10 protein-coding genes, 1 other RNA gene and 1 riboswitch are annotated in these 13,650 nt (G+C 54.8%); of the genes, 6 read left to right on the top strand and 5 right to left on the bottom strand.

Annotated elements, in window-relative coordinates:
• Window positions 1–24: 24 nt before the first annotated feature.
• Complete coding sequence (locus R5L00_RS10565; RefSeq protein WP_317651602.1) at window positions 25–1,245, bottom strand: sialidase family protein; 1,221 nt, start codon at window positions 1,243–1,245, stop codon at window positions 25–27.
• A gap of 251 nt (window positions 1,246–1,496) precedes the next feature.
• A complete protein-coding gene (locus R5L00_RS10560) occupies window positions 1,497–2,765 on the bottom strand; it encodes a dicarboxylate/amino acid:cation symporter (RefSeq protein ID WP_317651600.1) in 1,269 nt (422 codons plus the stop codon).
• 299 nt (window positions 2,766–3,064) lie between these two features.
• Here R5L00_RS10560 and R5L00_RS10555 point away from each other — a divergent pair, with 299 nt between their 5' ends.
• Entirely contained in the window at window positions 3,065–4,054 is a 990-nt protein-coding gene (locus R5L00_RS10555; protein WP_107695078.1) for an MraY family glycosyltransferase, read from the top strand.
• 1 nt (window position 4,055) lies between these two features.
• Entirely contained in the window at window positions 4,056–5,996 is a 1,941-nt protein-coding gene (locus R5L00_RS10550) for a polysaccharide biosynthesis protein (protein WP_107695079.1), read from the top strand.
• A 21-nt stretch (window positions 5,997–6,017) separates the two neighbouring features.
• On the opposite strand, the gene R5L00_RS10545 is transcribed toward R5L00_RS10550, so the two are convergent.
• Together R5L00_RS10545 and R5L00_RS10540 are read right to left on the bottom strand one after the other, a co-directional pair.
• Window positions 6,018–7,823 (bottom strand): ABC transporter transmembrane domain-containing protein, encoded by a 1,806-nt coding sequence (locus tag R5L00_RS10545; protein WP_317651596.1) that lies wholly within the window; start codon window positions 7,821–7,823, stop codon window positions 6,018–6,020.
• 226 nt (window positions 7,824–8,049) lie between these two features.
• On the bottom strand, window positions 8,050–10,011 hold the full coding sequence (locus R5L00_RS10540; protein WP_317651595.1) for a TonB-dependent receptor: 1,962 nt from the start codon (window positions 10,009–10,011) through the stop codon (window positions 8,050–8,052).
• Window positions 10,012–10,224: 213 nt separating this feature from the next.
• Window positions 10,225–10,512: riboswitch (cobalamin riboswitch) on the bottom strand.
• Window positions 10,513–10,666: 154 nt separating this feature from the next.
• Between R5L00_RS10540 and R5L00_RS10535 the strand changes: the two genes are divergently transcribed.
• The 3 genes from R5L00_RS10535 (at window position 10,667) to ssrS (ending at window position 11,427) form a co-directional block, all read left to right on the top strand.
• Window positions 10,667–10,867: a hypothetical protein gene (locus R5L00_RS10535; RefSeq protein ID WP_317651593.1), complete on the top strand. Its 201-nt coding sequence runs from the start codon at window positions 10,667–10,669 to the stop codon at window positions 10,865–10,867.
• Window positions 10,864–11,172 carry a cell division protein ZapA gene (locus tag R5L00_RS10530; RefSeq protein ID WP_317651591.1) on the top strand — a complete coding sequence of 103 codons (309 nt, stop codon included), beginning with the start codon at window positions 10,864–10,866 and terminating at the stop codon, window positions 11,170–11,172. Before R5L00_RS10535 ends, R5L00_RS10530 begins: the two co-directional genes overlap by 4 nt.
• A gap of 74 nt (window positions 11,173–11,246) precedes the next feature.
• Window positions 11,247–11,427: non-coding RNA, 6S RNA (gene ssrS, locus R5L00_RS10525), on the top strand.
• 219 nt (window positions 11,428–11,646) lie between these two features.
• Here the strand turns inward: ssrS and R5L00_RS10520 are convergent.
• The gene (locus R5L00_RS10520) at window positions 11,647–11,901 is read right to left on the bottom strand and encodes a hypothetical protein (protein ID WP_317651589.1); all 255 of its coding nucleotides are present in this window, start codon (window positions 11,899–11,901) and stop codon (window positions 11,647–11,649) included.
• Between the two features lie 229 nt (window positions 11,902–12,130).
• Between R5L00_RS10520 and R5L00_RS10515 the strand changes: the two genes are divergently transcribed.
• The gene (locus R5L00_RS10515; protein ID WP_317651586.1) at window positions 12,131–13,624 is read left to right on the top strand and encodes an amidohydrolase family protein; all 1,494 of its coding nucleotides are present in this window, start codon (window positions 12,131–12,133) and stop codon (window positions 13,622–13,624) included.
• Window positions 13,625–13,650: the final 26 nt, after the last annotated feature.

The following is a 13,650-nucleotide window of genomic DNA, read 5'->3' as shown; positions in this document are numbered from 1 at the left end:
CGCAGCTACAGAGCATTTAACGGGTCAACTGGAGCGTCGCGCAGTAACTCGCTCGATCGGCAGGATACGCAACCCTTCTTTCGCTGTGTTCCATACTATCAAGACCTTCTTGCCATCCATCAGCGGGACGGGATAGTCTGTCGTTCCGGCGGATTCCATCAGGCGGAGGGGTTCGCTCCATGATGCGCCGCCATCGTGCGAAGACATCATCTGGACTGAATAGGATTGTCCATCAAACTCGCGCCACGTAAGAAGAACGGTTCTATCCGCAGTGGCCACCGCCGCATGGTTAGGTTGTGCTGCGGGATTTCCGACCGGCATGGGCTTTGATTCCCAATCGCCGCTAATACGCTTGTAGAACAACCCTTGACGCGCCGTGCCGTTGGTAAACCAGACTAGATGGATTTGCCCCTGGCGATCTGCAGCGATGCTTGCCCCGTTGTGGGGGCATGCATCAATTCGCCAGTCGTCATCCGTGGCACGTCGTACGCCGCCTTTATCCAGATTCGCGACGGCGAAATCGCGCGTATTGGTACCGAAAATATGCCGCCATAAGACCACGGGTCCCTCCCTGGTCCAGGCAAGCGAAGTGCGGCAACATTCACAGGTATGCTCCTGAAATTTGCGGTTCACACGAAAAGTTGCACCATTGTCGAACGATTGCGCCGTGTAGATCGAGACGCCCGAAAACTCCTCATTCCTTTCATTCGCCGCGTCCCGGTCACGTCTATCCAGCCATGCGACTATCACCCTGCCCTCGCCGTCGATTGCGAGCGAATCGAAACGATGGCTGGTGATACGCCCATCGTCGTTCAAAGTCATCGGTTGTGTAAAAGTTCGCCCTGAGTCTTTCGAGTGCGCGAAACGCACGTTGCCCGCATATTTCTGCGGTAGCGACTGTACCCAGGTCAAAAGTACGGTGCCATCACGCGCAACCGCGATTTTTGGACGGCTTTCCCCATCCGCCGAGATATTTTCCGGCTCGGGCGTGATCACAACCGGGACGGAAAAATTTATTCCATTATCATCCGACCACGAAACCAACAGGCGCTGGTTCTCAACCCTAGCAAGCCAGAGTCGCCCGTTTTGATCCAAGGTGGCGCCCACCGCGATGGTTGGCTTTGGGGGACGGACGACGTTTTCGAGGCTTTTCTCAGAGGCTGGATCTGGATGATCAGCGAACGAGATAGTCGGTACAATTGCTGCGGCACCCAGAAAAAAAAGCCCTATAGCGCGCGGACACATCACCATCTTCCTCTCCCGTATAATAGCGGGACGAGAATAATTCATTTCGTCACGCAGGGGAATGTGGCAAATTGTCGCACCCTACCGCTGCGCTGCCTGCTTATAGCGTCGCCCCGCCGCCTCCTTTTTCAATACGAGATCAACGACCGCACAACACTGCCTGCGCAAGAGCGACGGGGTGGATCGGCAAATAGAGCGGTAATTAGGCGACCCGGGCGATGGGGGCCATCCTGCCCTTGGTTGAACGCAGCCTAGACATCGCTGGAGTCAGGCCCGCTGGGGTCAGGTTGGCCCCGCACCAGCTTTTGTACCACCAGGCTTCCCACCATATCGCCCTCCACATTAACCATCGTCCGGAAGGTGTCCAGCAGACGATCGATGGGCAGAAGAATGGCGATAGCTTCAGCAGGCAAACCGACGGATTGAAGCACCAGGACCATTGTCACCATACCCGCGCTAGGGATGCCCGGCGCGCCCATCGCTGCAAGCATCGCGGAAACAAACACGATCATCTGTTGCACGAAGTTGAGTTCGATGCCCGCCAAGTTGGCAATGAACAGAGCCGCAGCCGCCTCATACAAGGCGGTTCCGTCCATGTTGAGCGTTGCCCCGAGCGGCACGACGAATCCCGCGATATCGCGTTTCACGTGCAAATGCTGTTCCACGCAACGCAGCGTGACAGGTAAAGTGGCCGAACTGGAACTGGTGGCGAAAGCCGTTATCAGCGCTTCCCGCGCGCCGCGCCAGAACTTGAGCGGTGTCATGCCCGTGACCAGATAAAGAATCAGCGGCAGTACCACCACTCCATGAAGCAATGTCGTCGCAACGACCACGACGATAAACTCTATTAGGGTGCCAAGCAGGGCCACGTCCTGAGTAGCCGCAAGCTTTGCCAGTAGCGCCATGATACCGAGCGGCGCTAGCCGCATAATCCAACCCACCAGCATCAGCATCAGCTCCAAAAACTCCTGTAGCAGAATGAGAATATTGGTGTAACGCTCGCCGCCAATTACCAATGCAATTCCAAGCAGAAGTGAAAAAACCACGACTGCCAGCACATTTCCCTGAGCCAGCGCTGCAACCGGGTTCTGAAACAACGTGTGCAGCAGTTGCGCAAAAAAACCGGAAAGCGGCATCTGCCCGGCTTGAACCCCCTGCATGGCGGATTGGAACATCTCAAGCTGCAGCCCCTCGCCGGGCCGGAATATATTAGCCGCTGTCAATCCGAGGATAATGGCCACCGCCATGGAGAACGCAAAAAAGCCCAGCGTCGCTTTCCATACGCGGTGCATCTGCCGGTGCATCCGCAAGTTGGCCACCCCGACCGCGATGGAACTAAACACCAGCGGAATCATTACCATCTTCAGCATATCGATAAACAGCGTGCCGACAAGTTCAGCGATATAAAGCCCGGCTTGCGCGGCTGCGGACTCTTTCTCAAGCATGGCAAGCCCTAGGCCCAGCAAAACGCCTGCAAATGCGCTGAAAAGAATCTGGGCGTTAAGTGATGTTCTTCTCATTGACGAGTTCGCCGTTAAATAAAATTTGCAGTCCGGAGTAACAATGTGGAATAAATATATGCTCGCAATCTGCCCATCAAGTAATCCCGCGCTACACCATGCGCTGTGTCGGCACGATAGCAGACTTCCGAAACATAAAACGCCGGTAGGAAAGGTCCGAGCAAAGTACCGAGAAACAGCGACATCCGTTTCCGGATCACGCACTATAAACCGTCTTCACCCGTAACCGAAATCAGAAGCAATATGTGCTCCGGTTATTTCAGGCATGTCGGCTTGTATTTTCAACAGTATAATTTGACATGACGACTGAGCCCTCTCTTACGCTTGTTGCCGCACCGGCACTCGCATTCATCGTGACGCTCGCCTTGGTCCGGTGGTTGATCAAAGGCAATATTCCTGTGCTTGATCATCCTAACGCCCGGTCGCTTCACACTACCGCCATTCCCAGAACCGGGGGGCTGGGCCTGCTGGCGGGAATATTGGCTTCCTGGGCTCTGCTACCTGTCGCTCCGCCGCTGGTTGTCTGGCTCGCCGTTATCGCATTGGCATCGGTCTCGTTCGCCGACGATGTTTTTGATCTTCCAGTCTGGGTACGGCTGCTTATGCACGGTGTGTGTGCGGTCTGGTTCTCAACTTCGCTGATAGCCGACACCAATGGCTGGCTGATGGCGATTTCTGCCGCACTTGCAGTTACATGGATGCTAAATCTCTATAATTTCATGGATGGGTCCGACGGTTTAGCTGGAGGCATGACATTGATCGGCTTTGGCTGCTATGGCGTGGCTGCCTGGTTAGCTGGGGATGAGTCATTTGCCGTCGCAAATTTCTGCGTTGCCGCGTCCGCAGCAGCCTTTCTAGTGTTCAATTTCCACCCCGCGCGAATTTTTCTGGGCGATGCAGGCTCAATTCCGCTAGGGTTTCTGGCAGGAGCAATGGGCATCATAGGATGGATGAGCGGTAATTGGCCCCCGTGGTTGCCGCCGCTGGTGTTTTCGCCATTTATTGCTGATGCTTCTGTTACTCTCCTGAAACGGGGTTGGCGCGGTGAAAAGGTCTGGCAGGCGCATCGCGAGCATTACTACCAGCGCATGGTGCAACATGGAATGGGTCATCGCAATACAGCGCTGCTCGCGTATCTACTCATGCTGGTCTCGGGTGCAAGCGCCGTGTGGGCAACGCGACAGGATCCTTCGGTTCAATATGGTGTCGGTATTGCTTGGTGCGGAGTTTATCTGATCATAATGTGTGCTTCTGACCACTATTGGGAACGCCGTTCCGGCGGCTCTTAGCATGCCACTGCGTAATCCTAATATACGCACAGTCATTGCCTTTGTTCACGACATCGCCGCGGCAGTCATGGCCTGGTGGCTCGCCTATCTGTTCCGCTTCAATTTCGACATCCCTCCCCTGTACCTGACATCGCTGAAAGAGATTCTGCCATGGCTGGTACCCATACACGCGGCGGTATTCCTCTGGTTCGGTCTATATCGCGGGCTCTGGCATTACGCTAGCCTACCGGATTTAAAGCGGATCCTGTTTGCAGTCCTGGCATCCGCGGTTGTGGTGCCGCTGGGGTTGTTCATGGTGCAGAGACTCGAGGGTGTGCCCCGAACTGTGCCGTTGCTGGCCCCGATTCTGCTTCTGTTCGTCATGTGCGGCAGCCGCCTTGCGTACCGGTCGTGGAAAGAGCATCGGCTGTACGGTCAAAATAAAACGGAAGGCAATCTCGTCCTGGTGCTCGGAGCAGGCGATGCGGCAGTCACACTGCTTAAAGAACTCACCCGCAGCGTTCAGTGGAAGGTCGTAGGTTTACTGGACGATGACCCCGCAAAACGGGGGCTGATGCTGCACGGTTTCAAAGTTCTTGGCCGGATCGACGAACTGCCGGTGATAACTCAAAGACTGGGGGTTGCACACGCCATTATTGCGATGACCTCTTTTGTTCCCGACCGGCGGCAGTCTACCCGCTCTCAACCCGACCGGCGCAAGCCGGACCGGCTCCGCCGCGACCGCCGCCGAGCGCTGGAAATATGCGCAACTGCCGGGATAAAGGCGCTTACCGTCCCCTCGTATGAGGACCTGATAAGCGGCAAAATTACGGTGTCGCAAATCCGTACTGTCGAACCCGAAGATTTGTTGGGGCGTGATCCGGTGATTCTGGACAGTGACGGCCTGCATGGCCTGCTGACCGGGAAAACGATATTGATAACAGGGGCGGGTGGCTCCATTGGCTCGGAATTGTGCCGCCAGATTCTCAAATTCGGACCGGGCCGCCTAGTTCTGTTTGAATTGAACGAATTTGCGCTCTACAACGTGGAGCAGGAATTCCAGTCAAATTTCCCGCACATTCCAATGGCCTTCACTATAGGCGATGTCAAAGATAAGGCGCGCCTGGACCAGATATTCTCACGATACAGGCCGGCGGTCGTGTTTCATGCCGCGGCGTACAAGCACGTTCCCCTCATGGAACTGGAAAATGCTTGGCAAGCCGTACTCAACAACGTTCTCGGCACCTACGTTCTTGCCCAGGCTGCGATTGAGCATGGTGCGGAAAAATTCGTGTTAATTTCTACCGATAAGGCCGTTAACCCCACCAATGTGATGGGCGCCAGCAAGCGGCTCGCGGAAATGGTATGCCAGGCAGTGCAACAATCCGCGTCCGGATCAGTGCCGTCGGGTAGTCGTCTGCAAGTACCCGGCTTCGTCATGGTTCGCTTTGGCAATGTGCTCGGAAGCGCGGGCAGCGTCATTCCCAAATTTCGCGAGCAGATTGAAAAAGGGGGACCAATCACCGTCACTCATTCTGAGATAACGCGCTATTTCATGTCCATACCTGAAGCTGCGCAACTGGTCCTGCAAGCTGGACTGATGGGGGGAAACAATGGCGGCGGGGAGATCTTCGTGCTGGATATGGGCGAACCGGTGAGAATAGCCGATCTCGCACGAGACCTCATCCGTCTTTCCGGCCTGAGCGAGAACGACATACAAATCGTCTATAACGGGTTGCGCCCGGGAGAGAAGCTCTACGAAGAATTATTGGCCGATGATGAGAGCACCTTGCCCACACCTCATCCAAAATTGCGTATCGCGCAGGCACGTCAAATCGATAAACACTGGCTCGAGGATCTGCTGGCCTGGCTTCATGAGCATCCCGTGCTCAGTGACGAAGAGGTCAAACAGGAGTTGAAAAAATGGGTGCCGGAATACTCCCGGCAGGACTCGTTACATTAACTCGGGTCGGTCATTCCCGATTCAACATTGATCAGCTTCCGGAGACGTTCGGCGATAATCAAGCGCTACCACTTTTTCTGGTTTAAGCAAGGTTTGCGAAAATTTGGCGTAAGTGCGGTTGCGTACCAGCAACTCCGCATGACGGCCCGTGTCGACAATATGGCCTTCCTCAAGCAGCACTACGGAATCAGCTCGTCGCAGGGTCGACAGCCGCGGGTCGATGACAAGTGTTGTGCGCCCTCTCGTCACGGCTTCCAAAGCTGCATCCACATAATGAGCGGATTCGGGGTCTACTGCATCGAATTTCTCGTCCAATAGCAGAATGGGTGGATCTTTTAACAAAGCTCGGGCAATCGCAATACGCAGCCGCTGATCACCTGAAAGTTTCTGCCCCTGTTCCCCAATCATTGTCTGCAACCCATGGGGCATTCTTCGGATAAATTCCGATGCATGCGCAGCTTGCGCCGCCGCGGTAATGTTTCCTTCTGTTGCCCGGCTCATGGCGCCAAAAGCAATGTTGGCTGCGATCGTGTCAGTAAACTCGGTTGCCCCAGCGGACACCAGTGCTATATTGGCGCGCAGGCTGCCCAGCGTGAGGCTACTCAGATCATGGCCGTCGAGAAGTATCTGCCCGCGTGTGGGGTTAAGGAAACGGGGCACGAGGTTCGTCAAAGTAGACTTTGCGCTGGAAGAATCCACTAGCGCCACCAATTCGCCGGGTTGGAGCGTCAACGTGATGTCCCGAAGCGGAGCATATGTTCCCATGCCGGGTCGGGAGCCGGCGCCTGCCTCGGACGTGGTGTCGGGGCCATTCTGCGGATCGGGACAGAAGCTGACGTGTACGAACTTCAACTCGCCGCGTGCTCGTTCAATGGCAATTGTTCCCTTGTCCGACTCGATGTCGTGGTCCAGCAGTGAAAAAACACTGTCGGCGGTACTCAACGAATGTTGCAACGATTCGTTCATCCCTGCGATTCGCCTTACCGGTTCCAAGAGCATTACCATACCCGCGGCTAAAGATGCAACCCCGCCGACCGTGATCTTATCCGCGAATGCATGCTGAGCCGCGACGTAGACGATGAAACCCATAACAACAGCAATTGATATCTGCACCAAGGGGACACCGAGGGACGCCATGGCCGTCCGCCTGGTCGCAGCATGGTGGATACGTTCCGCTTGCTTGCGCATGCGTTCAATTTCGTACCCCTCCGCCCCGTAGAGTTTGACCACCTGGTAATTTTCAATAGACTTCTCTAAAACATTGGATAGGCTATCGGTCGTGTGCCCCACTTCCCGTGCTATTCCCTGCATCCGCTTTCCAGCCAATCTCATGATCAGCCAAATCGCTGATGCCATCGATAATGCGACCAACGCGAGGGTCCAATCGAGATAGAACATCCACCCCAGCAATCCAACAATGGTAAACGTGTCCCTGGCCAGCAAGGTCACCACGGCCGTAAAAGCTTCCGCGAACCGCGTAGCGCCGGATGTGATCAGGGAAAATACAGCAGCATTCGGACGGCCGGCATAGCAGCATGCTGGTAGCATCAGCAGCTTGTCGAACATCTCCACTCGTAAATCCATTGCCATTCTGCTGCCGATCCAATTGATGGCATACGCGCTAATGTGACCTGCCACGCCACGCACCGCAAATAACCCGACGATCGCCAGCAAAATCATTTGCATCAATTCGAGGTTCTTTTCAGCAATAACGCTGTCCAGCATCGGTTGAATCAGCGCCACCAGCATGGGCACAGTAGCCGACATCACGACCAGGCTGCCCAGCGCCAGCATGAGCACCTCCCAATGAGGTGCAACATATCTCATTTGGCGGCGCCATAATTGGCCACTGGGGATTGTTTGCCTGTTTTGCATGGTATCTGGCAGAACCGGGAGAAGGCGAAGCCGCGAAATCTGGCAAAGCCATATTATGTCACCTGCTTTGGCAGGCGATAAGAGATGTCAGCTACCTCTCGCAGTTGAACAGGACCGTATCGCGCGGATAGGTGGAAGATCGCGGATACCCCGGCGATACCGTAGGCGCGAATGAACCTCAATTGAACTGATATTTTACGGTAAACCAGACATTGCGCTCGCGTGCGGGTAGCGCGTTGAAACTCGTGCCTGCCGAGTTACGAATTGCATAAGAAAAATACTTTTCATCGAACAGATTATTAACTGCCATGCTCAACAACAACTTGTTCATCTGATGAGTGATTTTCAGATCCACCGTTACGTAGTCCGGCATACGTCGCGTCGCGGTGTTGGCCTGGTCGTTGTCGAGCACCTGTTCGCCCACGTAATTCATGATCGTCGCCAGATTGGTATTAGAACCGAGCCGAAACGAGCCTCCGGCAGCAGCCCTGTGGCGCGGCACCAACGGAATGATGTTTCCTGAGACATCCACTCCCCCAAAGCTTCCCTCACGAAAACGCGCATCCGTAAATGTATAGTTTGCAAAGACATCGATGGCGCTGGTTACCGCCCAAGACCCCTCCAGTTCGAATCCTTGCCGCCGGGTTGGCGGTAAATTGATATTCGCGAAGAACAGGAAGGGGTCAATGTTGATGAAGCTGATTTCGTTGTTGAGATTGATCGAGTAAATTGAAGTGCGGGCACGTACCGGTCCTTGTTTGTAATCCACCCCAACCTCCCCTGTATAAGCGATTTGAGGCTCGAGTATTTTTACGAGCGGATCGAAGGCGGGCCCGCCGAATTGATTGTAGCTTTCGTCTACGGTCGCAATCCGGAAACTGCGGCCATACTTTCCGTAAAACGAGAAGAAAGCTCCCACGGGCTGGCGAAGACCCACATCATATGCGTAGACCGTGCGGCTCTGTCGATCGCCGGCGTAAGGCGCCGCACTGAGGCGGTCATCGGCACGGTTGTCCACCCACTGCAACCGCCCCCCGAGTGATAACACCGTACCTTTAGGCAACGTAGCGATGTGTTGCAAGTAAATCGCGCGGTTTTGCTGGGTAGCGACAATATCGGCTTGTAGAATATTGGCTGATACTGCACCTGGTATCGTTTCCGGTCCGGTAAAACGCCTGGAGCGGTAATCCCACCACTCCAGATTTGCGCCCAATATCAGTTCATGATCCATGCTAAAGAACTGAAACGGCAATTTCACCCTCGGATTGAACAACCACACGTCCGAACGCGAATTGATGAATGACTTGGAGTTGAAGGAATCGATACTGTAATCGTCGAATAATGCCGTGCGATGGTTGTCGCGAAAGGAAAAATCCGCGGCAAAATCCCCGAATCTGTTGGAATGCTCCCCCCGAAGCGTTACATATGCGCCCTCGCGGGTGCTGTAATCCCGCGGCGTCGCGGTCCCTCTGCGGTCTGTCTGTAGTTGCGCTTCAGTGCGCGTGGCCGGCAGTCCCAGTTTCTGATCATCGACTCCAAACTTCAACAACGCCCGCCCGGTGGCAAAACGGTAGCGTAAATCTCCCTGCAGGTTCAGCTGATGCAAGGCATTGTTGACACGATAGTTATCCGTTTCTAGTGCGTTACCCGTAAGCGCGAGGCCAAGGTTTTTTCCTGCCACGTCCAGCGTGCCTTTGGCTTCGGTCCCGCCGTAGCTGCCAAATGAAACGCCGCCGCTCCCGGACATCTGGCCGGGAGCGGCGGCTCGGGTGATGATATTAATTACTCCACCTGTGGCGCCACCTCCATATGTGACAGCTCCGCTGCTTCGCAGCACCTCAATGCGTTCGATTGAACCAAGCGGAACCGTTGACCAGCGAATACCGACCAGCTCGTTTTCATTCATCCGCTGACCATCGAGCAGAACGAGCGTATTCTGATTGCCGGTAATGCCGAATCCGCGCAGATCGATCTGAGGATCGGGGCTGCCATCGACGTTGCGGGTATGGATTCCCGCGAGTTGTTGCAGTAACTCCGGAAGGGTGGACGCAGCACTGTTTTTTATCTGCTCCGCGTTGATGATGGATACCCCGATGGGTAGCTTGTCAACACGCTGGCTAAAGCGCGTGGCGGTTACCACGACTTCCTCAAGCGGTTTAGTTCCCGGATCGGCGGCCCGAACAGACCATGAAGATGATGTAAGCAGAAAAACAGGGAGAAAGAATTTGCGCAACATGCCAACAGTATTTACTTGTATTGGTGAACCCACCGTTCACCATGTCCTCAACAAGAAAATACCGCGGAGATGCCTTGAGCGAAAAAAGATATCGATCAGGATACCGCCCCACGCGATATTTCCGTACTCACGTGAGGCCGGTATCCGGGCTCGCAGGACTTGGCATATCGTCTTCCCATGAACTGGAGAGTTCACAGTGACGTCACAGAACAGCGACCAAGCCATGCGAGGACTCGTCTAGTTCGTGATACGCCCACACCTGCTTACCGTTGCGGGGGCAGCCCAGGCATCCAGAAAACTCTAATACGTCCCACGCGAAGCGTCGAATTCGTTCAGAGTTTCCCACCTGGTTCCCGTTTAACTCGGCCGTAACACGGCCGTAGCACCTCAAACGTGGCGGGATTCTACCAGAACAAAGCAACCTTGGTCTGAATCGTTGAGATGGAGTCCGCAATCCAGTTTGCTTACAACAGAGTATAGTAAGGTGGAGCTGGAAACCACATTTAAAAAATCCTGTTATCAGTTGACTTGACAGGGATTTCGCAACTATAGTGGGCTAATGGAATCGGAACTGAGCGCGCTGGAAGAAAAAATTGAACAATTCGTGCGCCTATGTCAGCAACTGAGGTCGGAGAACATCCAACTTCGCCAACAACTGGCAAGCACGATCAGCGAAAACAAGCATCTGGCAGAAAAAATAGATACCGCCTCCTCCCGTCTTGAAGCCCTCCTGACAAGACTCCCTGAAAGCGAAGAATGAACACTGGCAAAACCATGGATGTGAACATCATGGGGCGCGAATTCCGCGTAGTCTGCCCGGACGAAGAACGCGAAGAGCTACTGGAAGCGGTCACTTATCTTAACAACAGGATGCGCGAAATCCGTGAGAGCGGAAAGGTTGTCGGGTCCGAGCGCATCGCGATCATGGCGGCACTCAACATCACGCATGAATTGCTCACCGCAAAGACCCGGGAGGGGTTTGACACGGAAGAATTTAGGCGTAGAATCGTTTGCATGCAGACAGCGCTTGATGCGGTAATGCCGGAACAGGACAAACTGTTCTAGTCCACGTTACTTAACCTTAAGCCAGCCGGAATAAATTTTTCATTTGGATTCCCCAGGGTACTGGGGGTTAGAGTTGTTCCCTGCGGTGTTCGTTTTTGGCCTATATTCTTTGAACCAACTTTTTAAGAATTGGTTGCAAGCCAACGTGATGCTGTTGTGCGCGTCCTATACGGAAGCGCCTGATGCGTCCGGCAGGTGACCGCCTTGGACCTTAAGGTTCAAGATTAATGGCCTGACGGCATTTGCGGGGACCTTATTAGGTAACAAAAAAAGCGGCTTTGCCGCTTTTTTTGTTACCTATCCTATCCGCTGCTGCCCCAACGCAAGTGAGCCGCTGTGCCTCTGCAGCCGACTGATCAGCGTAAAGTGTGCTGCTTCGTCTGACCCCTTGCACCTCTTGTTTTGCTCATCACCACCCCGCTATCAAAACAAAAACACCGATGAGGAAGAGCCACGTATATTTGAGCGGAAAACTTACTTTCCCAGACCGGAATTCGACGCGAAATCGTGGCTTAAGTCCTTCCCCAACTCATCTGGATAGGCGACTGCAAGTCCTGATTTAATGCGCTCCGAGACCGCGTTCAGATCTTCCTGAGACAAAAAATGCTCTGTCGGGACCGCCGCTTTGGCTTTGTCTCCATTTTCCTGTGGATCGAACCTGCATTCCGGGCAGGGAGTGAGCGCTCCAAGCTTCACCGCTCCACAACAGAGGCATATCGCGGTCGTCATTTTTCAAAAATTCTCCAGACGCAACCTATGAATACTTCGACTATATTGTTAATTGAGGTATAGATTGGCCCTCAACCATTTATAGACGCAAACTGGCGCAGGTCGCAATGTCGAGGTGTCGCCAAGACTCACCATCTATTCGATTTATGGTAGACAACGTTTGGCCGGCCCGTGGCTATGGGGATCGTCGCCATTATATTTTGATTTCCTCCTTGGAAGGACGCCTCAGATGATTCGAACGCACGACAATCCGCCTCATTTAGATCCGGACGGCACCCGGCTGCCTATCAAGCTTGACTCAACCTCCAACGGCGAATTCGCCCCCGTGCCCCTTTCACCCATCAATCACGCCGCGAACCGCCTCGCCCACGAAGCAGCCACGCATAATTCGAAGCGCGTAGCGCTTTCCCGCCGAAAATTTCTCGTCTCCGCTTGCGGCGCTGCCTCCACGCTACTCGCTTTCAACAGTGCCAACGCAGCAGCGGGGAAGACAGGCGGATTTTTCGATCTGCTGCCCGAAGCAGCCCTCGAACCGGAACTCGCGGAGGCCCAAATCGGCGGTGCCGCAGGCGAATTCATCTTTGATGTGCAGGGCCACTTCGTCGACCCCAACGGACCTTGGCTGCAGAAACTCCCCGCTGGCTCCGACCCCCTGAGCCAGATGCCCAAGGCTGGTTGCGCGCTGGCATCGGAACCAGGGCCGCGCAGCTACCTGCGCTGCCTAGGCCCGGATGAGTTCATCAAGGACGTGTTCCTCGATTCCGATACCGACATGATGGTGCTTTCCTTTGTTCCTTCCAAGCCCGATGCGGAGCCGCTGACCATCCAAGGCGCGGATGCCGTGCGGCAGATCGTTGACCGCATGGAAGGAATGCACCGCTTGCTCCTCCACGGCCGTGTCAACCCCAATCAAGCGGGCGATCTCGACCGGATGGACGAACTGAAGGAGCGCTGGGGCGTATCCGCGTGGAAAACGTACACTCAGTTTGGGCCCGGGGGAAACGGCTACTTTTTGTCGGACGACGTTGGCATGCGTTTTATCGAAAAGGCGCGCAAGCTCGGCGTCAAGGTGATCTGCGTGCATAAAGGGCTGCCTTTCGGCAAGCAATCCTATCAACACAGCAAATGCAGCGACATCGGCGTCGTCGCGAAGCGCTTTCCGGACGTCTCGTTCCTAGTCTACCATTCGGGATTCGTCACCGGCGTCCCCGAAGGAGCCTTCCAGGGCAAAGGGGCGGATGACGGCGTTGATACCCTCATCCGCTCGCTTATCGAGAACGGGGTTGCCCCGAACAGCAATGTCTACGCCGAACTGGGCAGCACCTGGCGTTACCTGATGCGTGACCCCGAGGCCGCAGCGCACGTCTTGGGAAAACTGTTGAAATACTGTGGCGAGAACAATGTGCTTTGGGGAACGGATTCCATCTGGTACGGGTCGCCCCAGGATCAAATACAGGCATTACGCGCGTTCCAGATCGCGCCTGAGCTGCGCGCCGAGCACGGCTACCGCGAGATCACCCCTCAACTCCGGGCCAAGATTTTCGGACTCAACGCGGCGAAGGTTTACTCGATCAGCGCGGATGAGGTGAAGAAGTATATCAGTCGCGACCCCATCGCTCGTGCGCGGCTCAGTTACCAGGAGCAACCCCAACCGCACTTCCTCACGTATGGTCCAAAAACGCGCCGGGAATTTCTCAGGTTGCCTGGAGCTGGAAAACCTTGATTCGCGTATAGGCAACATGGCAGATA

It is taken from the genome of Nitrosospira sp. Is2, assembly GCF_033095785.1.
Taxonomy (GTDB): Bacteria; Pseudomonadota; Gammaproteobacteria; order Burkholderiales; family Nitrosomonadaceae; genus Nitrosospira.
Note: the sequence above shows the minus strand (reverse complement) of the source record. Positions and strands in the feature narration are given on the sequence as shown.

Coding starts and splice junctions, on each gene's coding strand:
- R5L00_RS10565 (WP_317651602.1), bottom strand. CDS start 1,245: ATGTGTCCGCGCGCTATAGGGCTTTTTTTTCTGGGTGCCGCAGCAATT.
- R5L00_RS10520 (WP_317651589.1), bottom strand. CDS start 11,901: ATGACGACCGCGATATGCCTCTGTTGTGGAGCGGTGAAGCTTGGAGCG.
- R5L00_RS10560 (WP_317651600.1), bottom strand. CDS start 2,765: ATGAGAAGAACATCACTTAACGCCCAGATTCTTTTCAGCGCATTTGCA.
- R5L00_RS10515 (WP_317651586.1), top strand. CDS start 12,131: ATGATTCGAACGCACGACAATCCGCCTCATTTAGATCCGGACGGCACC.
- R5L00_RS10530 (WP_317651591.1), top strand. CDS start 10,864: ATGAACACTGGCAAAACCATGGATGTGAACATCATGGGGCGCGAATTC.
- R5L00_RS10550 (WP_107695079.1), top strand. CDS start 4,056: ATGCCACTGCGTAATCCTAATATACGCACAGTCATTGCCTTTGTTCAC.
- R5L00_RS10535 (WP_317651593.1), top strand. CDS start 10,667: ATGGAATCGGAACTGAGCGCGCTGGAAGAAAAAATTGAACAATTCGTG.
- R5L00_RS10555 (WP_107695078.1), top strand. CDS start 3,065: ATGACGACTGAGCCCTCTCTTACGCTTGTTGCCGCACCGGCACTCGCA.
- R5L00_RS10545 (WP_317651596.1), bottom strand. CDS start 7,823: ATGAGATATGTTGCACCTCATTGGGAGGTGCTCATGCTGGCGCTGGGC.